Annotated in this window: 27 protein-coding genes and 1 pseudogene; 13 read left to right on the top strand and 15 right to left on the bottom strand. The window is 70.4% G+C overall.

The genetic code is table 11. The features are described 5' to 3' along the window. The first annotated feature begins 1 nt into the window (after position 1). The 3 genes from OG219_RS46810 to OG219_RS46800 are packed head-to-tail and all read left to right on the top strand — an operon-like array spanning position 2 to position 2657. Positions 2 to 985, top strand: a complete 984-nt coding sequence (locus OG219_RS46810) for a carbohydrate ABC transporter permease (protein ID WP_266837711.1) — start codon at positions 2 to 4, stop codon at positions 983 to 985. Then, positions 975 to 1817, top strand: coding sequence for a carbohydrate ABC transporter permease (locus OG219_RS46805; protein ID WP_266837709.1), 843 nt, complete (start codon positions 975 to 977; stop codon positions 1815 to 1817). Before OG219_RS46810 ends, OG219_RS46805 begins: the two co-directional genes overlap by 11 nt. A 30-nt stretch (positions 1818 to 1847) precedes the next feature. After that, positions 1848 to 2657, top strand: coding sequence for a sugar phosphate isomerase/epimerase (locus OG219_RS46800; RefSeq protein ID WP_266837707.1), 810 nt, complete (start codon positions 1848 to 1850; stop codon positions 2655 to 2657). A gap of 250 nt (positions 2658 to 2907) precedes the next feature. Here the strand turns inward: OG219_RS46800 and hydA are convergent, their stop codons facing one another. From hydA to OG219_RS46755, 9 genes are read right to left on the bottom strand one after another with little or no spacing between them, the layout of a single operon-like run. Beyond that, entirely contained in the window at positions 2908 to 4329 is a 1422-nt protein-coding gene (gene hydA / locus OG219_RS46795; protein ID WP_266837705.1) for a dihydropyrimidinase, read from the bottom strand. A gap of 26 nt (positions 4330 to 4355) precedes the next feature. Then, a complete protein-coding gene (locus tag OG219_RS46790; RefSeq protein WP_266837703.1) occupies positions 4356 to 4739 on the bottom strand; it encodes a gamma-glutamylcyclotransferase in 384 nt (127 codons plus the stop codon). Then, positions 4736 to 5911: an FAD-binding oxidoreductase gene (locus tag OG219_RS46785; protein ID WP_266837701.1), complete on the bottom strand. Its 1176-nt coding sequence runs from the start codon at positions 5909 to 5911 to the stop codon at positions 4736 to 4738. Before OG219_RS46785 ends, OG219_RS46790 begins: the two co-directional genes overlap by 4 nt. Further along, positions 5908 to 7305, bottom strand: coding sequence for an FAD-dependent oxidoreductase (locus OG219_RS46780; protein ID WP_266837699.1), 1398 nt, complete (start codon positions 7303 to 7305; stop codon positions 5908 to 5910). The genes OG219_RS46785 and OG219_RS46780 overlap by 4 nt, the downstream gene beginning before the upstream one ends. Next, positions 7298 to 7570, bottom strand: a complete 273-nt coding sequence (locus OG219_RS46775; protein WP_266837697.1) for a (2Fe-2S)-binding protein — start codon at positions 7568 to 7570, stop codon at positions 7298 to 7300. Before OG219_RS46775 ends, OG219_RS46780 begins: the two co-directional genes overlap by 8 nt. 35 nt (positions 7571 to 7605) lie before the next feature. Then, a complete protein-coding gene (locus OG219_RS46770) occupies positions 7606 to 8361 on the bottom strand; it encodes an amino acid ABC transporter ATP-binding protein (protein WP_266837695.1) in 756 nt (251 codons plus the stop codon). Continuing rightward, positions 8358 to 9077 carry an amino acid ABC transporter permease gene (locus OG219_RS46765; protein ID WP_266837693.1) on the bottom strand — a complete coding sequence of 240 codons (720 nt, stop codon included), beginning with the start codon at positions 9075 to 9077 and terminating at the stop codon, positions 8358 to 8360. Before OG219_RS46765 ends, OG219_RS46770 begins: the two co-directional genes overlap by 4 nt. A gap of 19 nt (positions 9078 to 9096) precedes the next feature. Further along, entirely contained in the window at positions 9097 to 9969 is an 873-nt protein-coding gene (locus tag OG219_RS46760) for an ABC transporter substrate-binding protein (RefSeq protein ID WP_266837691.1), read from the bottom strand. Between the two features lie 7 nt (positions 9970 to 9976). Further along, positions 9977 to 10927: a dihydrodipicolinate synthase family protein gene (locus OG219_RS46755; RefSeq protein WP_266837689.1), complete on the bottom strand. Its 951-nt coding sequence runs from the start codon at positions 10925 to 10927 to the stop codon at positions 9977 to 9979. Positions 10928 to 11139: 212 nt separating this feature from the next. Here OG219_RS46755 and OG219_RS46750 point away from each other — a divergent pair, with 212 nt between their 5' ends. Beyond that, entirely contained in the window at positions 11140 to 12180 is a 1041-nt protein-coding gene (locus OG219_RS46750) for a LacI family DNA-binding transcriptional regulator (RefSeq protein ID WP_266837687.1), read from the top strand. A gap of 202 nt (positions 12181 to 12382) precedes the next feature. Here OG219_RS46750 and OG219_RS46745 read toward each other — a convergent pair whose 3' ends face one another. After that, complete coding sequence (locus tag OG219_RS46745) at positions 12383 to 13726, bottom strand: FAD-dependent oxidoreductase (protein ID WP_266837685.1); 1344 nt, start codon at positions 13724 to 13726, stop codon at positions 12383 to 12385. 407 nt (positions 13727 to 14133) lie between these two features. Beyond that, a complete protein-coding gene (locus OG219_RS46740) occupies positions 14134 to 14673 on the bottom strand; it encodes a TetR/AcrR family transcriptional regulator (protein ID WP_266837683.1) in 540 nt (179 codons plus the stop codon). Positions 14674 to 14845: 172 nt separating this feature from the next. Here OG219_RS46740 and OG219_RS46735 point away from each other — a divergent pair, with 172 nt between their 5' ends. From OG219_RS46735 to OG219_RS46720, 4 genes are all read left to right on the top strand, one after another. After that, entirely contained in the window at positions 14846 to 15121 is a 276-nt protein-coding gene (locus OG219_RS46735; protein WP_266837681.1) for an Atu4866 domain-containing protein, read from the top strand. A 179-nt stretch (positions 15122 to 15300) separates the two neighbouring features. Next, positions 15301 to 16284 (top strand): XdhC family protein, encoded by a 984-nt coding sequence (locus tag OG219_RS46730; protein WP_266837679.1) that lies wholly within the window; start codon positions 15301 to 15303, stop codon positions 16282 to 16284. 51 nt (positions 16285 to 16335) lie between these two features. Further along, a complete protein-coding gene (locus tag OG219_RS46725) occupies positions 16336 to 17025 on the top strand; it encodes a M24 family metallopeptidase (protein WP_266837677.1) in 690 nt (229 codons plus the stop codon). Between the two features lie 106 nt (positions 17026 to 17131). Further along, positions 17132 to 17776: a TetR/AcrR family transcriptional regulator gene (locus OG219_RS46720; protein WP_266837675.1), complete on the top strand. Its 645-nt coding sequence runs from the start codon at positions 17132 to 17134 to the stop codon at positions 17774 to 17776. 258 nt (positions 17777 to 18034) lie between these two features. Here OG219_RS46720 and OG219_RS46715 read toward each other — a convergent pair whose 3' ends face one another. The 3 genes from OG219_RS46715 to OG219_RS46705 all read right to left on the bottom strand — a co-directional run bounded on the left by OG219_RS46715 (position 18035) and on the right by OG219_RS46705 (position 19392). Further along, complete coding sequence (locus OG219_RS46715) at positions 18035 to 18817, bottom strand: DUF2993 domain-containing protein (protein ID WP_266837673.1); 783 nt, start codon at positions 18815 to 18817, stop codon at positions 18035 to 18037. 96 nt (positions 18818 to 18913) lie between these two features. Then, positions 18914 to 19042: a hypothetical protein gene (locus OG219_RS46710; RefSeq protein WP_266837671.1), complete on the bottom strand. Its 129-nt coding sequence runs from the start codon at positions 19040 to 19042 to the stop codon at positions 18914 to 18916. Beyond that, positions 19039 to 19392, bottom strand: a complete 354-nt coding sequence (locus OG219_RS46705) for a TetR/AcrR family transcriptional regulator (RefSeq protein WP_266837669.1) — start codon at positions 19390 to 19392, stop codon at positions 19039 to 19041. Before OG219_RS46705 ends, OG219_RS46710 begins: the two co-directional genes overlap by 4 nt. Positions 19393 to 19499: 107 nt before the next feature. Between OG219_RS46705 and OG219_RS46700 the strand changes: the two are divergent. Continuing rightward, a pseudogene (locus OG219_RS46700) lies at positions 19500 to 19715 on the top strand (MFS transporter); the annotation flags it as partial. 212 nt (positions 19716 to 19927) lie between these two features. Beyond that, positions 19928 to 22069, top strand: a complete 2142-nt coding sequence (locus OG219_RS46695) for a SpoIIE family protein phosphatase (protein ID WP_266837667.1) — start codon at positions 19928 to 19930, stop codon at positions 22067 to 22069. Between the two features lie 60 nt (positions 22070 to 22129). Here OG219_RS46695 and OG219_RS46690 read toward each other — a convergent pair whose 3' ends face one another. Then, entirely contained in the window at positions 22130 to 23179 is a 1050-nt protein-coding gene (locus tag OG219_RS46690; RefSeq protein WP_266837665.1) for a LacI family DNA-binding transcriptional regulator, read from the bottom strand. A 108-nt stretch (positions 23180 to 23287) separates the two neighbouring features. On the opposite strand from OG219_RS46690, the gene OG219_RS46685 reads away from it, so the two are divergent. The 3 genes from OG219_RS46685 to OG219_RS46675 are packed head-to-tail and all read left to right on the top strand — an operon-like array spanning position 23288 to position 26536. Further along, complete coding sequence (locus OG219_RS46685; RefSeq protein ID WP_266837663.1) at positions 23288 to 24466, top strand: phytanoyl-CoA dioxygenase family protein; 1179 nt, start codon at positions 23288 to 23290, stop codon at positions 24464 to 24466. Between the two features lie 46 nt (positions 24467 to 24512). Then, on the top strand, positions 24513 to 25514 hold the full coding sequence (locus tag OG219_RS46680) for a Gfo/Idh/MocA family oxidoreductase (RefSeq protein ID WP_266837661.1): 1002 nt from the start codon (positions 24513 to 24515) through the stop codon (positions 25512 to 25514). After that, positions 25511 to 26536, top strand: a complete 1026-nt coding sequence (locus tag OG219_RS46675) for a Gfo/Idh/MocA family protein (protein WP_266837659.1) — start codon at positions 25511 to 25513, stop codon at positions 26534 to 26536. The genes OG219_RS46680 and OG219_RS46675 overlap by 4 nt, the downstream gene beginning before the upstream one ends. Positions 26537 to 26576 lie beyond the last annotated feature (40 nt).

The raw sequence follows: 26576 nt of genomic DNA, 5'->3' as shown, positions 1-26576 counted from the left end.
GATGGCAGTCATCAGTCCTTCCGGGACACGCGAGAGTCCCGGGACACCGGACATACCGAAGCAGTCCCCAGGCGGCCGCTCCCGGGCGCGCGGGCGCCGCTGGATCCCGTACGCCTTCCTGCTCCCCGCCCTGGCCCTAGAACTGCTCATCCACTTCGTGCCCATCGTGCTCGGCATGGCGATGAGCGGCCTGCGTGTGACGCAGTATCAGATCAGCCACTGGTGGGAGGCGCCCTTCACCGGCCTCGGGAACTTCAGGATCGCCCTGGACTTCGACGGCCCCACCGGCAAGGCTCTGGCCCAGTCGTTCCTGGTCACCCTCGGCTTCACGGCCGTCGTCCTGACCGGGGCCTGGATCGTCGGCATGGCGGCGGCGCTCGCGCTGCAACGCGGCTTCCGTGGCCGGGGTCTGCTGCGGACGCTGTTCCTCGTGCCCTACGCGCTGCCCGCGTACGCCGCGGTCATCACCTGGCGTTTCATCTTCCAGCGCGACAACGGCATGCTCAACCACCTGCTGGGCCAGCTCGGGTTGATCGACGACAACCCGTTCTGGCTGATAGGCCAGAACGCCTTCTGGGCCGAGTGCGTCGTCGGGATCTGGCGGATGTGGCCCTTCGCCTTTCTGATCCTCATGGCCGGCATGCAGGCGATTCCGGGCGAGGTCTACGAGGCGTCGAGCATCGACGGAGCAGGGCCGTGGCGGCAACTGCAGATGATCACCCTGCCGTTGCTCTCGTCGGTCAACAAGGTGCTGGTCCTCGTGATGTTCCTGCACACCTTCAACGACTTCAGCACCCCGTACATCCTGTTCGGCGGCTCGGCCCCGCCCGCGGGGGACCTGATCTCGGTGCACATCTACCAGAGCTCGTTCGCCACCTGGAACTTCGGCCTCGGATCGGCCATGAGCGTGCTGCTCCTGCTGTTCCTGACGCTGGTCAGCGCCTGCTATCTCGCCTTCACCCGGAGGACCGGCCATGAATCATGACACCCCGGGCTACCGGCTATTCCGGTACGTCACCCTGACGCTGCTGTCGGTGTTCGTCATAGCCCCGCTGTACGTCATGCTGGCCTCGTCGCTGAAGACGCTCCCCGACGTGCAGGGCGAGTTCACCTGGATCCCGTCGTCGCCGACGATCCAGTCCTTCATCGACATCTGGCGCACCGTGCCGCTCGCCCAGTACTTCGTCAACTCGACGATCGTGGCCGTGTCCGCCACGGTGCTGTCGGTACTGGTGGCGATCTTCGCCTCCTACGCGCTGAGCCGCTGGAAGTTCCCCGGCAGCGGAAGCTTCAAGTCAGCGGTGCTCGCCACCCAGATGTTCCCCGGGATCCTCTTCCTGCTGCCGCTGTACCTGCTGTTCGTCTACGCCGACCAGAACCTCGGCACCAACCTCGTGGGCACCCGTACCGGGCTCATCGTCACGTACCTGACCTTCTCCCTGCCGTTCGCGGTGTGGATGCTGGTCGGTTACTTCGACACCGTTCCGCGCGACCTCGACGAGGCGGCGAAGATGGACGGCGCCGGGCCGCTGCGCACCCTGCTGCAGATCATCGTGCCCGCCGCGACGCCGGGAATCGTCGCCGTGTGCATCTACGCCTTCATGACCGCCTGGGGCGAAGTGCTCTTCGCCTCGGTCCTCACCACCGAACAGACCCGCACCCTGGCCGTGGGCCTACAGGCCTACTCCACCGAGGCGAACGTCTACTGGAACCAGGTCATGGCCGCTTCGCTGGTCGTGTCCGTCCCGGTCGTCGCCGGATTCCTGCTTCTCCAGCGCTTCCTCATCACCGGATTCACCGCCGGCGCCGTGAAGTGACCAAGTGTCCCCGACAGATTGGAACTTGGAATGCCGACCATAGGCTTGCAGCTCTATACCTTGATGGACGTCCTGGCGGACCGTCCCGCCACGCTCGCCAGGATCGCCGGCCTCGGGGTGACCTCGGTGGAGCCCTTCCGCCTGGGCCGCAGCGACCTGAACCGTGCCGCGCGCTTGGCAGAGGCGCGCTCGCTCAAGGACGACATCGACGCCGCCGGCCTCACGGTCTCCTCGACCCACGCCCGCCTGCCCGACGCGGAGGATCCCGGCTGGTTCTTCGAGGAGATGGCCGAGGCGGGCGCGCCCATCGCCATCGCCTCCACCCCCGAAGCGCTCCCCGGATTCACTCGCGACGCCCTGGTCTCGGCCGACGGGGTGCGCCGCTACGCCGACCGGCTCAACGCCCTGGCCAAGGCGGCTGCCGCCCACGGCCTGCGGGTCGGCTACCACAATCACTACTGGGAGTGGACCCCGCTCGACGACGGCCGATACGGCTACGACGTGCTGTGGGACGCCCTCGACCCGGCGGTCGTCGCCGAGGTCGACCTCTACTGGGCCCAGACCGCGGGCCAGGTGCCCGCCGAGGTGGTCGCCAGGCTCGGCGAGCGGGTCGAGCTGGTCCATGTGAAGGACGGCCCGGCGGTACGCGGCGAACCGCAGGTCGCGGCCGGGCAGGGCTCGGTGGCCCTGGCGGACGCGCTCGACGCCGGCCGGGACTCGATCCGCGCGCACATAATCGAGGCGGACGGGATCGCCGAAGGGGCGGACATCTTCGACCTGGTGGCGGAAAGCGTGGCCTGGCTGAAGGAGCGTCAGGGCGTGATCTCCGAAGCGTCTTGACTGCGAGTTGCGGGCCGTCGGTGGTCGCTCCCCGGGGCATACGGAGCGACCACCGACGCGGTCCCAGGTACGGGTCGTCACCGCGCGTTCGCGCAACACGGACTTGCGGACCTTTCCGGTTTCGGTGGGTGGCAGGGTTTTGAGCGCAGCACTCCGTGATCGGCCCGGGGGTCTTGCCCTCCCGTCTCCCGGCGGCGACGGCCCCCGGACCGAGCGCAAGGTAATGGTCGCGGCAAGGAGAGCTGCGGGATCAGCAGACCAGGGACCGGCTCAGTGGGCCTGAGCGCAGGTGACGGCCCCGGGGCGCGGTGTCCGTCAGCCGGCCCGCCTCAATGACGGGACGACCGCCCACCACGACGGTCTGCGGCCAGCCGGTGACCGGCATGCCCTCGTACGGCGTGTAGTCCGTGGCCATGTGCAGACCGGTGCTGCGGACGGTCCGGGTGGCCGTGGGGACCCAGATCGCCAGGTCCGCGTCCGAGCCGGGCGCGATGACTCCCTTGCGGGGGTACAGGCCGTTGAGCCTGGCCGGGTTGGCGCACATCAATTCGACGAAGCGGCCCATGGGCAGGCCGCCCTTGACCACCAGCTCGCTGAAGATCACCGGCATGCGGGTCTCCACTCCCGGCAGACCGTTCGGCATCGCCCGTACGTCGTGGCTCACCGACTCCTTCTGCGCCGTGTCGTAGCAGCAGTGGTCGCTGCCGATCGTCGCGACCTGGCCCATGAGCAGCCGTGAGCGCAGTCCGGCGACCGTGCCTGCGTCCCGCAACGGCGGGCAGCACACGAAGCGTTCGGGGTGCGGACCCGCGTACGCCGTGTCGTCCAGAACCAGGTGGTGGGCAACCGTCTCCGTGAACGCCCGCACTCCCCGGCCGCGGGCACGAGCCACCAGGTCGACTGCCTCGGGTGTCGACTGGTGGACGAAGTACACCGGGGCCGACACCGACTCCGCGATGGCGAGGATCTCGGCGACCGAGGCATTCTCGGCCAACTCCGGTCGCGTACCGGCGTGATGGGACGCGCTGATCGACCCGGCCGCCTCGCCGCGCTCCTGCGTGTCCGCGATGATGTGGTCGGCCTCGCAGTGGATGACCACCATGCCACCGAGGTCACGCAGCGTGGTCATCACGTTGAGGATGGTCTTCTCGTCGGCCATGGTCTCGCCGCGATACGTGGTGAACATCTTCACCGTGACGATGCCGTCGGAGGCCAGCGACCGCAGCTGTTCCGGCACGGAGTCGTCCCACTCGACCACGCACGCGTGCAGTGCGCTGTCGCACAAGCCCTGTGCCGCCTTGGCGCGTTGGGCCGCCGCGACATCGGCCGGGTTCTCGCCGGGTCGCGGGATGGCGAAGTCCACGATCGTGGTCGTACCGCCGAACACGGCCGCGGTGGTGGCCTGGCGGTAGTCGTCGAGGGAGGTGAAGTCCCCCGAGGTGAAGCCGACATGGCAGTGCGGGTCCACGCCGCCGGGCAGCACGAGGCGTCCGGAGGCGTCTATCTCGGTGATGCCGGGGGCCTGTGCGGTGCGGTACGCGCCCGGCTCCACCACCCCGAGCACCTTGCCGCCGCCCACCAGGACGTCCGCGGCGCCCTGCCAGTCGGCGTTGACCACGGTGCCGCCTCGGACGACGAGGTCGACGGGTTCGATCGATGAGGGGTGGGACATGGCAGACCTCCAGCGAGGACGAGTTGTCAGAGGGTGGCGAGGTAGGCGTGCCAGCCGCCGTGGGCGGTGATGTCCACGACGCCGGGTGCCGTCAGCGCGGAGGCGCGCATGCGCATCGAGAAGGAGCCCGAGCCGTCCGCCAGGGCGATCACACCCAGTTCGAGTTCCGCGGGTTCCTCGGGCAGCAGTTGCTCGCGCAGTACCTCGTAACTGACCTCGTACACCTCGCCGTTGATCGCGGCGCCGCCCTCCGCGACCGGGTGCAGACCGGGGAACTCGTCGCGTACGGAGAAGAATCGGTACGCGGGTGCCGTGCGGGTGGGGCCGAGGAGGCGGGCCTCGCGCAGTGCGTGGTTGAGGGTGCCTCCGGACATCGCCTGGCCGTTGACGAACATCCTCAGAGTGGTCATGGTGCGGTGGCCTTTCGGGGAGTGGGGATGGTGACCTTGTGCAGCAGGCGCCCGGGGCCCAGGTCGTCCACCGGGTCGGCCGAGGGCTCCCCGGCGATCTGGCGGGCCAGCGTGTCGCCCCACACCGGGGCGAGGGTGAAGGCGTAGGTGCCGCCCGCGACGAAGAAGCCCGGGTGGCCGGGGACTTCGCCGACCACCGGCATCTCGTCGGGGGTCGCGGCCAGCGGTCCCGCCCACATGCGCAGCAGCCGCAGGTCGCCGAGGAACGGCAGGATGCGCCCGGCCTGGGCGAGGTTGCCGGTCATGCTGGGCACGCTGACGGTGCTGCGGCCTTCCATGTCGAGCCTCGCCGCGGGCCAGCCGCCGCCGATCAGCAGATTGCCCGCGCTGACCTGCTTGACCGACATGCCCTCGCCGATGTGCTGGACCAGGTGGTGCATGACCGGCGGGACCCGCACGGTCACATGCATCTGGATCGCGACCGGGGACATCTGTATCCCCACCCCCGCGAGTGCGGAGATCTCGGTGATCCACGGTCCGGCCACGTTGACGACCACGGGTGCCGTCCAACTCCGGTCGCCCGAGAGCACCTTGTAGTCGTCGCCGATCCGCTCGATGCCGGTCACCGGGGTGAAGGTGTGCAGTTCGGCGCCGAGGCGGCGGGCCGCGGCCAGATAGGCGGGGGTGATCAGCAGCGGGTTGGCGTAACCGTCGAGCGAGCACCAACTGGCGGCGCGTACACGGTCGGAGAGCAACGGCAGCTGTTTGCGGGCCTCGTCGCCGGTGAGTACCTCGGTGGGGATGCCCGCCCGGCGCTCCCACTCGTGCTTCTCCCTCAACTCCTCTTCCTGTACGGCGGTTTCGGCGACCATGAAGCCGCCGCCGCGCCGCAACTCCACGTCCGCGTCGAGTCGTTCCTCGATCTGCGCCCAGTGGTCCGACGCCCGGCGCTGCAGCGGCAGCAGGCGGGCACTGTCGACCGGGACCTCCTGACCGGGGCGGCGGGTGTGGATGGCCTGGATGTGGAGGTTGCCCGCGGTGGTGCCGGAGCCTTCCCTGTTGGGGGCGCCGCGCTCCAACACGACGACGCGGTAACCGCGTTCGGCGAGATGGAAGGCGGCACTGGCGCCGAGGATGCCGGCGCCTATGACGATGACGTCGGGCTGGGTCACCGGTCCGCCACCTCCTGCGCCTCGACTGCCTCGACCATCGTGGCCATTGGCAGCGGCCGCAGTGGCATACGGGCCGCGAAGCACTCCGCCGCCCGTCCCGGCCCGGAGCCCCGCGCGGTCAGCGCCGCGACGATGTGGCCGCATTCGCGCCCCTGGCAGGGGCCCATGCCGGCGCGGGTGGCGGCCTTGGTGCCGTGCAGGTCGTTCCAGCCGGTGTCGACGGCCGCACGGATCTCTCCGGCGGTGACGCCCTCGCAGCGGCAGACCTGGGTGGTGTCGGGGATGTCGGCCGTGGCTGGCATCGGGTAGAGGCGGTCGGCCAGTGCCGCGAAACGGTCCAGGGCGCGGGCCCTGCGGCGGAGGTCGGGCACCTGCACGGGCGCGCGCTCGGGTGCCAGGCGGCGCAGGATCGCGTGGGCGGCGAGCTCTCCTCGTACGCCCGCCGCGTGCACGCCCGCGATACCGGCGCAGTCCCCGGCGACGTACAGCCCGTCCACCGAGGTCGCGCCGTCCGCGTCCACCACCGGGAGTTGCTCCGTGCCCGTCGGGTCCGGCTCGGTACGGCAGCCCAGCAGCCGGGGCAGTTCGGTGCTGGGGCGGAAGCCGAAGCCCACGCACAGCGCGTCGGTCTCCACCCGGCGGACGCCACCGTCCGCGCCCGCTATGTCCACCGCGGTGACCTGGGTGTCGCCGTGCGCGGCCACCACGCGGGCGCCCTGTTCGACGCGCACGCCGTGCCGGGCGAGGGTCAGCAGGTAGCGGGCCGCCTCCGCGAGTCGGGCGGGCTGCCGCAGTGCGCCGCCGATCGAGGAAACCCCGGGCCGGTAGGGGTGGTTCAGCTCGACCAGCGCCTCGATCCCGGCGCCCACCTCAAGGAGCGCGCACGCGACCGGGAGCAGGAACGGGCCGGTCCCGGCCAGCACGACCCGGCTGCCCACGGGAACCCGGTCCATAGTGGCCAGGTGCAGGGCGAACCCGGGGGTGACCACGCCCGGCAGTGTCCAGCCGGGAAAGGGCAGGGAGCGTTCGTACGCGCCCGTGGCGGCCAGTGTGGCCCGGGTGTTGACGCGACCGAGGGCGCCCGTGCGGACGTCGGAGGTGAAGAGGGTGCGGCCGTCGTCCTCGGCGCCCCAGACCAGGGTGCCGGTGCGGCAGTCCACGCCCGCCTCCCGTACCTCGCGGATCAGTTCGGTGCCGCGCGGGCGGAAGTCGCCGAAGGAAGCGGCGAGTTGGGCGGGCCGGCGCTTGTAGTACTGACCGCCGAGGGTGTCGGACTCGTCGAGCAGGACGACGTTCAGGCCGCCCCGGGCCAGCACCAGCGCCGCGTGCAGTCCGGCGGGGCCGCCGCCGACCACCGCCACGTCCGCCTGCGACTCCTCGATGACATCAGCCATGTGCCGCCGTCCGGATGTCCATGCCGTCGGTGACGTGCGCGGTGCAACTACGGGAATCCGGGCGGCCGTTGATGGTCACCTCGCACTCCATGCAGACGCCCATCCCGCAGAACGGGCCGCGCAACTGGCCGTTGACCGCGTTGCGGCGCAGGGGCCAGATGCCGGCCGTGACCAGGGCGGCGGTCACGGACTGGCCCGCCCAGGCCTGGCTGGGGGTGCCGTCGATGGTGACGGTGACGGTCTCCGGCAGGGGGCGTGTGCTCATGGTGGTGCTCACAGGGCTCAAGAGGGGCGGGGGGTTCAAAGGATCCGGTCCAGGAACTGGCGGGTGCGCTCGTGCTCCGGGGCGGAGAAGAAGAGATCAGGGGCCTTGTCCTCCACGACCTGCCCGTCGCTGATGAACACGACCCGGTCGGCCGCCGCACGGGCGAAGCCCATCTCATGGCTGACGACGATCATGGTCATGCCCTCCTCGCGGAGCCGGACCATGACGTCGAGGACCTCTCCGACCATCTCCGGGTCGAGCGCCGAGGTGGGCTCGTCGAAGAGCAGCAGCTCCGGGCGCATCGCCAGGGCACGGGCGATGGCCACCCGCTGCTGCTGGCCGCCGGAGAGCTGGGCGGGGTAGGAGCCGGTCTTGTCGGCCAGGCCGACCATCGCCAGCAACTCCCTTGCCGCACCGCGGGCTTCGGCCTTGGAGACGCCGTTCACATGCACCGGACCGGACGCCACGTTGTCCAGGGCGGTCATGTTCGGGAACAGGTTGAACTGCTGGAACACCATGCCGGTACGCCGCCGTTGGACGGCGATCCGCCGTTCCCGCAGGGCGCCCTTCTCGCCGTAGCCGATCCGCTCGCCGCAGATGGTGACGGTGCCCGAGTCGGGGTTCTCCAGGTGGTTCAGGGTGCGCAGGAACGTACTCTTGCCGCCGCCCGACGGGCCCAGGACGAGGGCGACTTCACCGCGCCGGACGGTCAGGTCGATGCCCTTGAGGACCTCGACGTCGCCGTACGACTTGCGGACCTGGCGCGCTTCGACGACCGTCTCGGTGCTCATCGGGTCTCCAATTCGAGGACCGCGCTCTTCATGCGGCGGCCACTGGTCGGCCTGTTCTCGTGACCGCGGCCCACCCGGGCCTCCAGCCAGCGCTGGACCAGGCCCCACAGGGTGGTCATCGCCAGGTAGTACAGGGCCGCCGCGGTGAGGCCCTCCAGGACGCGGAAGTTGGTCTGGACGGCGAACTGGGTGCGGCGCAGCAGCTCTTCGACGGAGATCACCGAGACGAGCGTGGTCGTCTTGAGCAGGCCGTTGAAGCTGTTGCCGAGCGGCGGGACCATCACCCGCAGCGCCTGCGGCATGACCACCACCCGGAACACCTTCCAGGGCGGCATGCCCAGCGCGCGGGCGGCCTCGGACTGGCCGCGCGGGACCGACATGACCCCGGCGCGGACGATCTCCGAGAGGTACGCCGCCTCGTTGAGGACCAGGCCGGTCAGGGCCGCGCTGATCACGCCGAGGCGCAGGCCCAGCTGGGGCAACCCCGTGTAGATGATGACCAGTTGGACCAGCAGCGGGGTGCCGCGCATCAGCCACACGTAGAAGCCGGTGACCGCCCGGACCGGTGCGATGCGGGACGCTCTGCCGAGCGCCACGAGCACGGCGAGCGGAAGGGCGAGCACCATGCTGACCGTGGTCAGCCAGATCGTCGTCCAAGCTCCCTGAATGAGCTGGGGATTGGTCAGGAAGGAGAAGAAGGCATCCCAGGACCACATGGCTCTCGCCCTTCGATCGCTACTTCGCGCTGATCGCGCCGGTGGTCACCTTGAGGTCGCCGGTGTAGGACGTGACGCCGTACTCCTTGAACAACTTCGCCAAGTAGCCGTTGTCCCGAAGGGTGTTGAGCGCCTCCGCCACCGCCTCGGCGGGCTTGTCCTTGCCGAAGCCCAGGGCGAGAGGGGCGGGGTTCATGCCCGCGACGGCCGTCTCGAAGCGGCCGTCCTTCTGGTAGTAGCTCGTCACCGACTCGACGATGGCCACGCCCTCGACCTGGCCCGCGGACAGCGCCTGGTAGGCGTCGGCGGTGGTGGTGAAGGAGCGGATGGTGATCTGCGACTTCCCGGCGGCCTTCAGTTCCTTGTTGAGCGCGGTGAGGGTGTCGAACTCGTAGCCCGGGGCCTCCACGGCGATGGTCTTGCCGGACAGGTCGTCCTCGGAGGTGATCTTCTTCGGGTTGCCCTTGGCGACGGATACGGAGACGCCCTGGATCTCGTACGGGACGAGCTTGATGGTCTCGGCGCGCTCCGGTGTGTAGAACATGCCGGTGTCGATCATGTCCCAGCGGCCCGACTGCACGCCGGGGATCTGCGCGTCGAAGGGGATGTTGACGAACTTCGGGGTGAGACAGAGGAGTTTGGCTATCTCGTTGCCGAGGTCCACCCGCATGCCGACGATCTTGTTGGAGGCGTCCAGGTATTGCATGGGCGGCAGGGTCGCGTTGGTCGAGATCGTCAGCGTGCCCGCCTTGACCAGGTCCGACTTGGCCACCTTGGGCGTGCAGCCGGTCGGGGCCGCGGCGGCGGACGACGAGGAGTCCTCGCTGCCGCAGGCCGTCACGGTCAGGAGCAGGGCGGCGGCGGAGGAGGCCGCGATGAGAAGTCTGCGCACGGTCGGTTCACCTTTTTCCGGTGCTGGTGGAACAGGGGTGCAGCCCGGCCTCGTCGAGCGCCTCGGACAGGCCGAGCAGCGCGGACGGGTCCTCCAGGGGGAGCAGCGGGGGGCGTACATGCCCTCCGGGCTGCCCGAGCAGCCGCATGGCGGCTTTGAGCTGCGAGGTGGGTGAGGCGAACCGTGAGCTGTAGTCGTCGTTGACGAGCAGGTTCACAAGCCGTTCGTAACGTGCGGACCATTCCCGGGCGAGCGGCAAGTCGCCTGCCCAGTAGGCCTCGTAGAAGGGGACGGCGAAGGGGGCGCCGAGGCCGCCGCCGTCGATGTTTCCGGCGCCGCCGAACTCGGCCATTACGGCCATGCCGCGGCGGTGGATGAAGCGGCCGAAGACCTGGACCTTGCCGGACAGGGCGGCGCAGGTGTCCGCGACCTTCAACTCGTCGCCGGAGCTGTCCTTGACGGCCACCACGGTGTCCAGTTCGGCCAGCCTGGCCAGGGTGTCGACGCTGATGTCGACGGCGGTGCCGCGCGGCCAGTTGTAGACCATGAGCGGCAGGTCGACCGCCCCGGCGAGGGTGGCGTAGAAGGAGTGGATCTCGTCCTGGCTGGGATGGACGTAGGGCGGCGGGGTGGTGAGGATGCCGTCCGCGCCGATCGAGCGGGCGTGCTCGCCGTAGCGCGCGGACTCGGCGGCCGTGTACGCGCCGCAGCCGATCACCACCGGTATCTGCCCGGAGAGTTCGGCGACCGCGATCTCGGCGACCCGGCGGCGCTCCTCGGGGGTCTGGGTGAACCACTCGCCGGTCGTGCCATTCACCAGGACCCCGTGGACGCCGTGCTCGGCGTACAGCCCGAGCAGTGCGCGCCAGGCGTCCTCGTCGAGGGAGCCGTCGGCGGCGAAGGGGGTGGGGGCGGCGGGCCAGTAGCCTCGCCAGGGGACGGCACTCGAAGAGGTCATGCTGTGCTCCGTGTGGGATCGATTGCACAGCACGGTGGCAGCGGGTCGGGGCGGGGGTCAATGCCGTTCTGGCTGGAAACTGCTTGTGAAACGCATTGTTTACGCCACTGACTTCACCGGATCTGCCATCATGGCGATCTCGACTCCGCGTGTGAGCAGGGTTGTATGGGATCGATTTCATGATCGGATCAGATCGGATCGGGGGTGGGCGGGTGGCAGTCACCTTGGACGAGGTGGCCGAGGCCGCAGGGGTCTCCAAGAGCACGGCCTCGCGGGTGCTCAGTGGATCGAGCCGGGTCAGTGACCGGACGAAGCGGGCGGTGCAGTCCGCGGCGGAGCGGCTCGGCTACCGGCCGAACCGGATCGCCAGCGGGCTGCGCACGCGGCGCAGCAACCTGATCGGGCTGGTGATAACCAACCTGGTGAACGCCTCGTTCCACGTCATCACCGAGGTGCTCCAGCAGCGCCTGGACGAGCGCGGCTACCAGGTGCTGCTGTGCGTCACGGACGCGGATCCGGCCCGCGAGGCCCGCTACCTGGACATGCTGCTCGACCACCGGGTCGACGGGCTGATCATCGTGGGCACCGGGGACAACACCGAGATGGTCCGGCAGGTCGGCGCGGCCGGCATCCCGGTGGTCAACCTGATGCGCACACCCGAGGACGTGCCCGGCGACTCCGTGATGGCTGCCGACCGGGAGGGCGCCGAGCTGGCCGTCCGGCATCTGCTCGGGCTCGGCCACCGGCGCATCGCCTTCATCGGCGGGCCCGCGCACATCGACTCCGGACGCGACCGGTACGCCGGGTTCGCCGCCGCCCTCGGTGCCGCCGGGCTCGAACCGGATCCCGACCTGTGCGCGCGGGGGCCGTACACCATGGCGTTCGGTGCGGAGGCGGCCCGGCGGGTGATGGCCGCGGAGCGTCCGCCGACCGCGCTGTACAGCGCCAACCACGAGGCGACGTTCGGGACGCTCGGGGCGTTGGTCCAGCTCGGGGTGCGGGTGCCGGAGCAGCTCTCCCTCGTGTGCCACGAGGAGGCCCCCTGGTTCTCGTACTGGCACCCGCCGATCACCGTCGTCGACAACGGCGCCCGCGATCTCGGCGAGCTCGCCGCGGAGCAACTGCTGCGCCGCATCGACGGCCGACCCGACAACGGCGGACCCGGCGGCCCGGAGGGTGCCGGTCGGCTCATCCGGGTCGGGTCCCGGCTGGTGGTGCGCAGTTCGACCACGGCTCCGGGGCGGCCGGGGTGACGGTCGGTTCTCGGTCAGTCGGCCTGTCGGCTCGTGCGGCGCTGTCGTCGGCCAGGTCGGGGTTGGTGTCCCGTCGAGGACACCGTTGGAGCGCTGTAGCGACGGGTCTTGGAAGCAGCTGTCGGCAAGCCAGACTCTGCCTCAGAACGGGGAACGGCGGTCAGTAGGTTCTTGGCCTGCTGGTGGCATGACGCACACCGGGTCAGGGGTACATGCCCCGCAGTGCGGTCAGCGCGCTGGTGACGACCTGTTGGTCGGTGTGCTCGGCGAGGCGGTGGGCGTAGGCGCCGGCGTTGAAGCCGAGCAGGACGGGCTTGCCGAAGGCCTTGTGGCCGTTGATCCAATAGGCCCACAGGCCGGGGTCGTCGTGGTCGAACCATTCGATGACGCTGGCGTCGCGGTCCCAGAAGACCTCGTCGAACTCCAGCCAGAGCTTGTCCAGGAGCCCGGCCCCCAATGCATCGATGGCCTGCTGCTTCTCGTCGGGCAGGGGCGGGTCGAAGGCGATACGGCCGGCTTTGAGTACGCCGATGGGCACCGTGATCACGGTGTGGTCGGCTTCGATCTCCTCGCCGCCGTCCAGGGTGAGGGTGGTCCCGGTGCTGTCGTGGCGGACGCCTGTGACCGTGGCACCGGTACGCACCTTGATGTCGCCCTGGACTTCGGCGATCAGTTTGTCGTAGCCGTCGGGGAGCAGGACGTCGCCTCCACTGCCGCCGGTGCCCTCCTCCAATGCGCTGACCGCGATCTGGTCCGGTTCGGCGGCGTACTCCTGGGTGTAAGTCTCGTTGGCCGCCCACCGCAGCGCGGCCGACGGCTTGTCGGGCAGGAGGTCACCGATCGCCGTGGTGTCGGGGTCGGCGGCATCGTTCACCTTGCGGGTGTACGGCTGCAGCTCCGCCATCGCGGCCTTGTCCTCTCCGTCGACACTCTCGTAGTCGAAGGTCGAGGATCGCCCGCCGCTCTGCTTGAGGAGCCGGCCGACCGGATTGCCGCCGCGCCAGTCGTGGATCCACGACGCGCCCATCTCCGCGGGCACGCCCGCGATCTGCTTGGTCCACGCGCGCCCGCCGGTCCGGTCACGCCCCTCCAGCACCGTCACCCGCACCCCGGCGTCCGTCAGCGCGCGAGCGCACCCCAGTCCCGCGAACCCGGCTCCGACGACGGTGACCGAATGGCCCGGGCGGGCGGTTTTGAGGATGTCTCGCGCCGCGCGGCGCCCGCTGATCAGGGCGCCCGTGGTGGTGGCCGGAGCCTCGCTGGACGTCGCCTCGCCCGCGAAGTGCAGTCGCCCGCCGACCGATGAGGCCAGCCGGGTACGGACGTCGACGCCCAGCGGGCTCGGCGCGAGGAAGGAGTACGAGCACAGCGCCAAGGGATCGGTGGACCACGAGGTGCGCAGGAACGACACCGGATCGGGGACACCGCGCCCGCCGGCTCGGCTCCGGGGTTCAGTGCCGGCGCAGCCCGCCAGCGACACCACGGATCCCGCCGCCGCTGCCAGAAGGCCGCGACGGCTCAAGCCTTCAAATACACGCTTCGTCATGGTCGCTCTTTCGCTCGATGGAAAGGCGCACAGCCGGGGCAGGCACCGTGCCATGCAGCGGCATCGTGGCGATGAAGCCGCGGACCTGCCGCTCACTCGACCTCGTCCGCGCCCGTTCGCACCACGACACCTATGACGCAATTCTGCCTCAGTAGAGGCATGTATGCATCTTCGCGAGCGTTTCACGGGTAGGCGCCAGTGCCCTGCCGACGCCCCGGCCTCGGTTTCGACGAAGACCGCTAGGGCTGTTTAGGGCCCGGTTCAACACCTTGGCGACGCCTGGCGGCCCTGTGGTTCCGTCTCGGGTCCCGAACCCCGCCAGCCCCAACCTGCGCCGAACATCGGCATGCCCTGGCCGGGGTTGCCCATGGGTGATGAAGTACGTCGACAGGCCGCCCGGCAGGCGGTCAGGGGCGTGCGCCGTCGAGGAGCAGCTTGGTGAGGTAGTCCGGGGCCTGGCGCTCACCCATGTCGCCCTCGCCGACGAGTTCCCACGCGCACTCGGCCAGGGAGCACAGGGTGGAGGCGAGCCAGGTCGCGGGCATGTCCGTGCGGAACAGGCCGTCGCCCTGACCTCGGACGACGAAGGCGGTGATCCGTTCCACGACCACGTCCGCGGCATCACTCAGCTCGGGGACGCCGAGCACATCCGCTTCCACGTAGACGACGTTCCACAGCTGGGCGAGCACGTCGTAGTTCCGCACCAGCACGGCCAGGGCCTCATCGACCGGCGCCTCGTCCAGGCGGGCCTCGTCGAGGACCTCCTCGCAGTGGGCGAGGATCCTGCGGCCCATCGTGTCGATCATCCCCTCGCGGGTCGAGAACAGTCGCGTCAGCGTCGCCCGCGACACCCCCACCCGGGCGGCGATGTCTCCCATCGATGCACCCCGGTCCTGCGCGATCACCCTGATCGCCCGCTCCAGCACCGCATCCATGTCCGTGCGCACCGGCACATCACCTCGCCCTCTGGAGCAGTATTACCTCATTTGATGCAGGACTGCTTCATCTCTCGGTAAAGGGTGCCATCCCTCACGATGCTGGGTGCGCGGAACCCAGGATGCTCTCACCTGGGGAGACGGCGGCCTGGTTACTCCCGGCCGCCGGGCCGATCGTAGAGCCATGACCAGCAACGACACGCCCCGTGACCCGCACTCGTACGTCGGAATGTGGGTGACCGCCGACGGATTCATCCGCCAGGAACTGCTGCCCAACGGCCGCTACGACGAGGCCCGCGGCAACCGCCGCAGCGCCTACACCGGCAGCTACACCGTCACCGGCAACCACATCGACTACGCCGACGACACCGGCTTCACCGCCACCGGCGACGTCCGCGACGGCGTCCTCTTCCACGAACACCTTGTCCTCTACCGCGAGGGCGTTGGGCACACCCGGTAGAACCCTCCACTGTGCCCAAGTTCCGCATGCGGGTTCGGCGAGGTGGTGGGCTACGACGGTTCTCCGCCGCCCGCTCCTGAACTCCAGGGGCCGCTTCTCACTAGAATTCCGGTCACGGTGCCGTCCGCCGACCAGGCAGGTTCCCGGCGCCGACGCTCGGAATGAGGAGGGCCGCGCTCATGCGCGAACTGGCGGACACGGCACGGCAGTGGGCGGCCCAGGGCCGTACGGGTGTACTCGCCCGCCCCGTCACCGAGCAGGGCTTCGGTCCCCGGCATCCCACCGACGCGGTTCTGATCGACGAGGACGGGCGCTGCCACGGCACCCTGTACCGCGGGGTGTTCGACGAGCACCTCGCGGTGGAAGCCGCTGCTCTGACCGCGGCGGAGCGCACGGCGCGCGTCTGCGAGGTGTCCGTCCACAACGACGAGGTGAAGCAGGCGGGTCTGACCTGCGGAGGGCAGGCCGAGGTCCTGCTGCAACGGCTCGACACCATTCCCGCCCGTTGGTGGGCCCTGCTGGGCGAGGGGGCCGACGCGGCATTGATCACCCGGCTGGACGAGGACCGGACGCAGGCGGTCAGCACCGTAGCGACACCGGAGCAGTCGGGCGGCGTCGGCGCGGAGGGGCCCGTCCAGGCCGTCGAACGTGCCCGGGATCTGCTCGCCCGCCGCCGGGCGGGCCGCGACACCCGCGTCACGGACGACGGACTCGTCCTCATCGAGTCCTTCCCGGCCGTACCCCAACTGGTCATCGCCGGAGGGGGCGAACTCGCCGAGCTCCTCGTCGCGCAGGCCCATCTGCTGGGCTGGCAGGCCACCGTGGCGCTCGCCGCCCAGGACGCCGTCAAGCTGATCGCCGACCGTCCGGCCGCCGCCTGCCTGATCGTCCTCAGTCATGAACCGGACGTCGACATCCCGGCTCTGCACACCGCGCTGACCACCGGCATCGCCTATGTCGGCGCGCTCGGTTCACGGCGCACCCAGGCCCGTCGCGCCCAAGCCCTTGCCGAGGCCGGCCTCGACGAGGCACACATCGCGCGCATTCACGGCCCGATCGGCCTCGACCTGGGCGCCCGCACACCGGCCGAGACGGCGCTTGCCGTCTGCGCCGAGGTACTCGCCGCTCTCGACGGGCGTGAGGCCCGGTTCCTGCGCGACTGAGCCGTCAGGAATTCCGTTGCCGGGAGCGATACGGCTGGCTAGCTTCGGCCCATGGCGGATGACGAACCCACGCGAGCCGCGCGCTTGTTGGATGCCCAGGCCAAGGCCGCACGGCTCTTCACGGAGATCGAGGTGCGCGGGATGGTGGCGCCCGGCGAGGGGGAGCGGGCGGTCAGTGACCGGATCCGGGACCTGGCGAACGAGTTGTTCGGCACGACTCGGCACTGGCACAAGCGGATCGTGCGTTCGGGGCCGAACACGCTGATGCCGTACAGGGAGAATGCGCCGGACCGGGTGATCGGCGCTGACGACATCGTGTTCGCCGACTTCGGGCCGATCTTCGAGGAGTACGAGGCCGACTTCGGCCGGACCTTCGTCCTGGGCGACGACCCGGTCAAGCACCGGCTGCGCGACGACCTCCCCGAGGTGTTCGCGGCAGGCAAGCGCTTCTTCGAGAACGCCCCGGACATCACAGGCGAACGCCTGCACACCGAGGTCTCCCGCCTGGCCGACAAGGCGGGTTGGGAGCTGGGCGGCTGGCACGCCGGCCATCTGGTCGGCGAGTTCCCGCACGAATGGATCGACGGCGCGGACACCGAGTCGTACATCACCCCGGCCAACGACACCCCGCTGCGCCGCACCGACAAGGCCGGGCACCGCTGCCACTGGATCCTGGAGATTCATCTGGTCGATCGCGAGCGGGGGTTCGGCGGTTTCCACGAGGAACTGCTCACCCTCTGACAGCCGAGCGACTGACCAAATCGGACACATACTCTCCGTGCGAGAATGGACGCGCTCTTCGTCCAGCCCCGTCCTCCGCTCCCCGCACTGATCCATCGAGGTTTCCGTGGCCGCCAAGCCCGTTGTCCGCGAGCCGTTGCGACGCAATTCGCGGGCCAACCGCGAGCGCATCCTGGCCACGGCCCGCCGGGAACTCGGGCGGAACCCGGACGTCACGCTGGAGGAACTCGCACAGGCCGCAGGCGTCGTACGACGTACTCTCTTCGGTCACTTTCCGGGACGAGCGGCGTTGCTGGAGGCGCTCGCCGAGGAAGCCTCCGAGGCCCTTCGGAGCGCGCTGGAACGTGCGCAGCTCGCGGAATCGGAGCCTGCCGATCGGGCGCTCGCCCACCTCTTGCTCTCGATGTGGCCCGTGGGGGACCGCTACCGCCTGCTCCTGGCGCTGGCCCAGCGCGACCTGGGCGCGGAACGCGTGACCGAGGTGCTCGCGCCGGCCCGCGAGAAGGTCACGGCCATTCTGGAACGAGGACAGCGGGACGGCGTCTTCCACACGCATCTGCCGGCCGCCGTGCTGAGCGCCGGGCTGGAAGCGATGTCGGTCGCGTTCCTGGAGTCGGTCAACACCGGCGCGCTGGCGGACGACGGGCTCCAGGTCACCATCTCCACCCTCATCGCGGCCGGGGTGCCCCAGGAACGGGCGCAGGCCGTGGCCGAGGCTGTCGCACCGACAGTGGCCGCGGCCGACGACTGAGCCGTCGTACAGGCGCCTTCGTCCGGTGATCTGTGCCGGCCTCATGCCGCGGTGTTCCTCCGCCCGCGGCGGTCGGCGCCAAGCGGGCGTGGTAGTCGATGAGGTCGGGGGCGTCCACCACGGCAGGGTTGACGGCCTGCTCCGCCGGAGCGCCCTGGAGGAGCCGCCTGACGGGGACTTCGAGGATCGAGCGGGGCCAGCGTGCAGGCGTGTTCCATGGCCGCCTGCCCGCAGCCGTGCCGGACACCCGCGGAGGGATCACGCGGACGTCGAACTCGGGCGGAAGGTGACCGACTTGCCGGTGAAGCGGGTGCTGATCCCCTTCTCCGTGGTGGTGACCGACCGCAGGTGTAGGCCCTCGGGGATGCTCCGGAGGGGGACGGGCTCTTCCAGGGTCTTGTCGAGCAGCGCCTTCACGGGAGGGATCGGCTCGCCCTCGGCGATGCGGAAGTCCGAGAAGGCGATGCGGTTGCCGTCGGCCACCGAGACGCCCGCGCTCACGGTCACGTCACCGGCGAGCGGCAGGCCGACCGTCGCGTCGACCCGGCCCGGCTCGTCGCCCTGTGAGACGTCCAGGCCGAGGGCCTCCGAGACGTCCTCGTACGACAGGAAGGCGGTCGCCTCGACACTGCGCGCATGGGCTTCGTCGGCGCTCTCCGAGGTCTTCAAACCGTCGATGCCGACTGTCAGTTGCGTCACCGGCAGGAGACGCGTCGTTCCGCGGGCCGGTATGTCATGGGCGGTGATGTCGACGTGCCGCAGGCTGCCCCGGGCCAGTTGCGTCAGTACGGGGAAGCCGCTGACGTGCACCGAAGGCCGCTCCGGCGTACCCATGCCCTCCTGGAACGCCTCGGCCGTACGGCTCTCGGCACGGGCCGCGGCAACCCGGTCGACGACGACAGCCCCGACCAGCAACGCTGCCAGAGACGCGGCGGCGAGGATCCTGAGCCGCCTCGCCGGGGCCGGGGAGCTCACATACAGGGCGCCGTCTCCGTAGAACGGCTCGCCCACAGGCTCCTCGTCATGCCGGGACTGGTACATGGCTTTCCTCTCAGGAAGTCGGGGAGGGTCGGGAGGTTCGGGAAGTGATCTCCGGTCGTGGGCACGAGCTGCCGGAGCCGGACTTGGACGGGGTTTCTAGGCGATGTGCTCAGGGCGGCTGGGCTTGCGGAGCCGCGCGAGGGCGAGGTCGGCGTCCGTCCCCACCGCGATCAGGGCGGCGGTCGCGGCGCACGTGCCGTCGTCGCTCCAGGTGCCGGCGTTCACGCACTCCAGGAGTGCCAGCAGAAGCCCTTCGGCTCGGGCGGAACGTTGGTCCGGAAGACACCCTGCTGCTGGCCCTGGGCGATGATCGACGCCGCCATGTCGCGGGCGGGGGCGAGGACTTCGTCCACCCGTTCCGCCCCCAGGTCCTGGGGCGAGAGTCTCAGCAGTGTGCGATACCGGTCGCCGACGGGCCACAGGGCCGCGACGAAGCGTGTCATCGCGGTGACGGCGTCAGGGGCGGGGTTCGGCATGGCGGCCAACGCGTGTCGCAGCGCCTCTGCGGCCTCCGCGACAAGGCCTTCGATCAGCGCGGACCGACCGGCGAAGTGGTCGTAGACGGTGCGGCGCACGACGCCCGCGGCCTCGGCGATGTCCCCGAGGCTGCTGTCGGGATCACGGCCGAGTTCCTGCCGTGCCGCTTCCAGGATGCGGGCCCGGGTGAGCTGTGTGTGGCGCCGCGATGGACACCGCCAAGGACTCGGTGGGTGGCGGCCTCGCCGTCGCCGGGCAGGTCGCGAAGAACCCCGACGGCGGCCCCCAGCAGGCCCAGATCCTGGTCGACGCGGTCCACGAGTCCTTCGCCCACGCCATCGCCCACACCAGCCTCATCGGCGGCATCATCATGGCCGCCGGAACCGTGGTCGTCCTGTTGGTCCTGCCCGGCCGCAGGGCGTCCGGCGAGAACCGCGAGGGGGAGCCGGGGCGGCCGACGCGGGCCGGGACGAGGAGTACGTCGACTCGGTCCAGTGAACCGGTCAGCACCTCTGAGACCTCTGTCCGACCTCGCACTGTCGAGGCCGGACGGCGGGCGTCGGCCCGCAGCACGGGCGCACCCGGTCCGCCGCCGACGATGCGGACGCGCCCGTACGGCGTAGCGTCGACACTGTGGACGTCACCGCGGACAGCCTCATCGCCCGTGCCGCGCATCATGAGCTCAGCCGGAGCGCGGACAGGCTGATCGCCGACGTGGAGAGGTGCCTGCGGAGCGAAGTCCCGGAACTGTGGGACGACCCGGGAATGGCCCGCCTGACGTCCGAGAACATCGCCGAGCACATCCTCGGCGCGCTGACCGGCCTCGAGCACGGCGTCGAGCCGAGCCGGATCGATCCGCCCGCCGCCGATGTCGAGCGCGCCCGTCGGCTGGCCCGCCACGGCATACCCGTCACGGTGATGCTGCGGGGCTACCGGCTTGCACAGGGCATCGCTCTCGACCGGCTGCTCGAAGTGCTGTCCCGGCTGACCAGTGACCCCGAGCTGATCAGCGCGGCGACGCGCAAACTGGTCGCGACGACGACCGGATACGTGGACCGCGCATCGGAGCAGGGCGTCATCGCGTACCAGGAAGAGCGGGACCGTCGGCTGCGGTGGCGGCTGTCGATGGTGAACGAGGCCGGCCTGCGCATCGGCACCACCCTGGACATCGCCCGCACCACCCAGGAACTGGCGGACCTGGCCACCGAGCACTTCGCCGACCTCGCAATCGTCGACCTGCTCGACTCCGCGCTCCATGGACCCGAAACCCCGGCGGAGAAACCGCTCGTACTACGCAGACTCGCCCTGCGGTCAGTGACGGACGACCGCCCGGAACCGACGATCACGCCACAGCAACTCCACACCTACCCGGACGGATCACCACCCGACCGCGCCCTCACCACCGGCCGCCCCGCACGCCACCACCCCGACGGAAGCCGCACGGCGGAGCCAGCCCCGGTCCACTCGACGCTGGTCGTCCCCCTGCGCGCCCGCGGCAGCACCCTGGGCGTCGCCCAGTTCTCCCGCCACCGCAACCCCGACCGCTACGACGACGAGGACCTGCTCCTGGCCCAGGAGATCGCCGCCAGGGCAGCCGTAGCCGTCGACAACGCCCGCCGCTACACACACGCCCGCACCACCGCCCTCAGCCTCCAGCGCAGCCTGCTCCCGTCGCGTACGCCACCGCAGTCCGCCGTGGAGGTCGCCTGCCGCTACCTGCCCGCCGGCGCCCAGGCCGGGGTGGGCGGCGACTGGTACGACGTCATCCCGCTGTCCGGCGCCCGCGTCGCCCTCGTGGTGGGCGACGTCGTCGGCCACGGCATCCACGCCGCCGCGACCATGGGCCGGCTGCGGACGGCCGTACGCACCCTGGCCGACATCGACCTGCCGCCCGACGAGCTCCTCACGCACCTCGACGACGTCGTCATCCGCCTGTCCGCCGAAGCGTCCAGCGACCCGGACAGCGTCACAGAAGCCACTGACTTGGGCGCCACCTGCCTGTACGCGGTCTACGACCCCGTGAGCAGGTGCTGCACCCTCGCACGCGCAGGCCACGTGCCGCCCGTCCTGGTGCCCCGGGACGGCAGCGCCGACATCCTCGACCTGCCGCCGGGTCCGCCGCTGGGCCTGGGCGGTCAGCCGTTCGAAGCGGCGGAGGTCGAGCTTCCCGAAGGCAGCCTCCTCGCCCTCTACACCGACGGTCTGATCGAAGCCCGCGACCACGACGTCGAGTCGGGCCTCACCCTGCTCCGCCGGGCCCTCGGCCAGCCCGCCCCTTCTCTGGAGGCGTCCTGCGACAAGGTGCTCGAAACCCTGCTGCCAAGTCGCCCGGACGACGATGTCGCCCTGCTCCTGGCCCGCCCCCGCGCCCTGGGAGACCTGCAGGTCGCCGACTGGGACCTGGACTCCGACCCGGCCGCAGTTCCGCGGGCCCGATCGAGCGTTTCCGAGCAGCTGCGCACCTGGGGACTTGAGGACCTGGCCTTCACCGCCGAGCTGGTGGTCAGCGAGCTGGTCACCAACGCCATCCGCTACGGCCGACCCCCGATCCGGCTGCGCCTGATCCGTGACCGCACCCTCCTGTGCGAGGTCTCCGACGACAGCAGCACCACCCCGCACCAGCGCCGCGCCCGCGTCTACGACGAGGGCGGCCGCGGCCTGCTCCTGGTCGCCCAACTCGCCGAGCGCTGGGGCACCCGCCACGCCCGGCACGGCAAGACGGTCTGGGCGGAGCTGAACGAGTCCGCAGGCGTCCCGGCATTCGCCCCTCTGTAGCCCGCCGGACCCGGAGCCCGCGCGGAACGCACGTGCCCGAGCGACGGGTTGCAGCGGATTTCAGTCGACGACCGGCACGGAGGACGGAGCCCCTGGTGGCATGTTGAACGGCGTGACCACCTGGATCGCCGAGGACAGTGAGGGGCCGTCGTCGGGGAGTGCCTTGTGGGCTCGCATGATGATCTGGCAGGCGCGGCGCATGTCCTGGCGCAGGTCGTGGTGGAGGACCGCGGACAGGCGGCGCTCGCGGAGCAGGCGGGTGTTGTCGTGGTCGAGGTCGTGCGCGATGAACACCGAGCACTCCCGCCCGAGCGCGTCGAAGGCGTCGAGGGTGGCGAGGTTGCCCCCGCCCGCGGAGTAGACGGCGATGATGTCCTCGTCCCGCTTGAGGGCCTCCAGGACGAGATCGCGCTGGGTGGCGTCCAGGCCGTCGCTGTCGGTGACCTCCACCAGGGATCGCCTGGGGTCGGCGAGGCGCATCGCGCTGCGGAATCCCATCTCGCGTTCCTCCTCGCCCCGGAAGGAGCCCCGGCTGATGGTGGTGAGCACATTGCCGGGCCGCTTGCCCAGCCACTGTCCGAGGAGGTAGGCGGCGGTGGCGCCGGCCGCGCGGTTGTCGATGCCGACGTATGCCAGGCGTGCGCTGTGGGGCAGGTCGGTCACCAGGGTGACGACGGGGACGCCTGCCGCGATCAGCCGGCCCACCGCGGCGGCGATCTCCGGCTCGTCGGGGGCCTTGAGGATCACGCCCTGCGTACCACGCTTCGCGATCTTGTCCAGGGTGCCGCTCAGCTCCTCGGGAGGGCAGACCTCCCGGAAGTGGAAGCGCGAGCGCACGTGAGCGGGATGCAGCGAGGGCAGTTCGGCTTCGAGCGCCTCCCGGACGGCGGTGGAGAACCGCTCCGGGGTCTGCATCACGATGTCGATCATGAAGGTGCGGCCCCCGAGCCGGACCTGGCTCTGCTGGCGGTCCAGGTCGTTGATGGCTTCGTGTACCTCTTTGATGGTGCTGTCGGTCACGTTGCCCCGCTCATTGAGGACGCGGTCGACCGTGGCCGTGCTCAGTCCGGCCTGACGGGCGATTTCCCTGATCGGGTAGCGGTGTCGCATGACTGATCCCAAAAGCCGATGATTGATTTTTGATGCACTGATAAGCATTGAATGATGTGTTCGGGTTCTCAAGACTGGCAGAAATACACGGACTGCGAAAGGACCCGGATGTCTCCCATCGCCGCGGGAACGCGGACTCGGTTCACCGAGGCGGACTGCGATCTCGACGCGTTCCGCTCACTCGTGGAGCAGCGCACCGACCCCGCCGACCACCCCTCGGCCGAGCGGGTCGAACAGAACGTCCCGCTCTACGACAGCGATCGGCTCCGCTCCCGGACGACCTCCCCGGAGGGCCGTCGGCAGGTGCAGGACGAGTTGGCCCAGGCTCTGCTGGACGGGCCCGGCATCGTGGTCCTGAAGGGCGCCTTCCCGGACGCGGCCGTCGTGGACCGGGCGTCCGAGGCCTTCCACGCACTGATCGAGGAGGAGCGCTCGAGCGGCGCGGCCCGGGGCGACCACTTCGCCAAGCCGGGCGCCAACGACCGCGTCTGGAACGCGCTGGACAAGGTGGCCGTACGGGCGCCGGAGGCGTTCGCCGACTACTACGCCAACGACATCCTGGAGCTGATCTCCGAGGCCTGGCTCGGCCCCGCCTACCAGGTGACCTCCCAGGTCAACGTGGTCAACCCGGGTGGAGCCGCGCAGAACGTCCACCGCGACTACCACCTCGGGTTCCTCTCCCAGGAGCGCGCCGCCGCCTACCCGGCACACGTCCACCGCCTGTCGCCGGTGCTCACCCTGCAAGGCGCGGTGGCCCACTGCGACATGTCCGTCGAGTCCGGGCCAACCCTCTACCTGCCGCACTCGCAGAAGTTCGAGCCCGGCTATCTCGCCTGGCGACTGCCGCGGTTCGTCGAGTACTTCGACGCCCACCGCGTCCAACTCCCCCTGGAGAAGGGCGATGCCGTCTTCTTCAACCCGGCGCTCTTCCACGCCGCCGGACACAACCGATCGGCCGACATCAGGCGCATGGCCAATCTGCTGCAGGTCTCCTCCGCCTTCGGCCGCGCGATGGAGACGGTGGACCGGGAGTCGATGGCGAACGCCCTGTTCCCGGTGCTGCTGCGCCGCAAGTCCGAGGGCGTCTCGGAGGACTGGCTGCGCCGTGTGATCGCGGCCACCGCCGAGGGCTACCCCTTCCCCACCAACCTCGACCTCGACCCGCCGGTCGACGGTCTGGCCCCGCCCTCCCAGGCGGACACCGTCTGGCAGGCAGTCGCCGAGGGCTGGGACCCCGAGGAGCTGCGCCAGGAACTCGAGGCGGCCGCCAAGCGCCGTCAGAGCTGAAGGAGCAATCAATGAGCCGCACTTCAGCAGAAGGAGCACGACTGGCATGCGTATAGGCATCATGGGTCTTGGCCGCATCGGCGCCTTCCACGCGGAGACCCTCGCCGGCCTTGACGCGGTGGACTCCCTGGTGGTCACCGACCCGGTGGCCGCGGCCGTCGCCACCGCCACCGAACGCTTCGGGGCCACCGCCACCGACTCTCCCGAGGCCCTGCTCGCCGCCGGAGTCGACGGCGTCGTGATCGCCGCCGCGACCGACGCCCACCCCCAGCTCATCCTGGCCGCCGTGAAGGCGGGCATCCCCGTCTTCTGCGAGAAACCCGTGGCACGCGGGGTCGAGGAGAGCCTGGAGGTGCTGCGCGCGGTGGAGGGCAGCGGCGTCGAGGTGCACATCGGCTACAACAGACGCTTCGACGCGGGCTGTATGGCCGCACGCAGGGCCGTGCTGAGCGGTGAACTCGGCGACCTGCACACCGTACGGTCCACCACCCTCGACCCCGCCCCGCCGCCGACCGCCTACGTGGCCGTCTCGGGCGGCATCTTCCGCGACTGCTCCGTGCACGACTTCGACATCGTGCGCTGGGTGACCGGCCGCGAGGTGGTCGAGGTGTACGCGACCGGCGGCAACCGGGGTGCGCGGTACATCCGTGAGGCGGGTGACGTCGACACCGCGTCCGCCCTGCTCACCCTCGACGACGGTGCCATCGCCGTCGTCTCCAACTCCCGCCACAACGCCCGCGGTCACGACGTACGCCTGGAACTGCACGGCATGAAGGACAGCATCGCGGTCGGCCTGGAGGACAAGCTGCCGCTGCGCTCCGTCGAACCCGGCGCCACCTTCCCGGCCGGAACCCCGCACACCTTCTTCATGGACCGGTTCGCCGCCGCCTACCGCGCCGAACTCACCGCGTTCACCGAGGTCGTGGCCGGTACCCGTACCTCTCCCTGCACAGTCGCGGACGCCGTCGAGGCGAGCCGGATCGCCGACGCATGCACCCTCTCGCTCCATGAACACCGGCCCGTACGACTCGAAGAGGTGCGCAAGTGACAACGGACGAGCCCCTGCGGATCGGGATCCTGGGCGCGGCCCGGATCGCCGAACTGTCGATCGTCGGACCGGCCCGGTCGACCGGCCACCGCCTCGTCGCGGTGGCGGCCCGCGACCGCGACCGGGCCGCGGGCTTCGCCGCCACGCACGGCGTGGAACGCGTGGCCGGCTCCTATGCCGAGCTCATCGCCGACCCGGAGATCGAGGTCGTCTACAACCCCCTTGCGAACAGCTTGCACGGGCCGTGGAACCTGGCCGCCCTCCAAGCCGGCAAGCACGTCCTCACCGAGAAGCCGTCCGCGAGCAACGCGGCGGAGGCGGTCGAGGTCCACGAGGCCGTCGCCAAGGCGGGCACGGTGTTCATGGAGGGCTTCCACTACCTGTTCCACTCGGTCATCCTGCGCCTCCACGAGCTGCTGGACAGCGGGGAGTTGGGCGACCTGCGGCAAGTGGAGACCATGGTCGCCATGCCCGCGCCGCCGGACAGCGACGTACGGTGGTCGCTCCCGCTGGCGGGCGGCGCGCTGATGGACCTCGGGTGCTACAGCCTGCACGCCCAGCGCATGCTCGCGCCCTGGGCGGGCGGGGCGCCCCGGCTCGTCGCCGCGCGCGGCGGTGAGAAGGCCGACTCCGGGGGAGTCGACGAGTGGCTGGACGCGGATCTGGAGTTCCCGGGCGGCGCCACCGGCAGCGCCCGCTGCCACATGGCCCACGACAGCTGGCAGATGAGCTGCCGCGTCGTGGGCTCGCGCGGCGAAGCCACGGTGGTGAACTTTGTGCAGCCCCACCTGGACGACCGCGTCGTCGTGCGTACGGCCGCCGGTGAGCGCACCGAGGAACTCGGCCGCCGTTCCTCGTACACCTACCAACTGGAGGCCTTCGCCGCCCACTTGCGGCACGGCGCACCGCTGGTGCTCGATGCAGATGACGCGCTGACCACGATGCGGCTCATCGACGACTGCTACCGGGCGGCCGGGTTCCCGCTCCGGCCGCGTACGGTCCTGCCGGACGCCGGCAGCTGAGACACAACGGAAGAGGGCGGTACCCGACGGGTACCGCCCT

This window comes from Streptomyces sp. NBC_00038, from assembly GCF_026343635.1.
In the GTDB taxonomy this organism is placed as follows: Bacteria; Actinomycetota; Actinomycetes; order Streptomycetales; family Streptomycetaceae; genus Streptomyces.
This window is presented reverse-complemented; position numbering and strand designations above follow the sequence as displayed.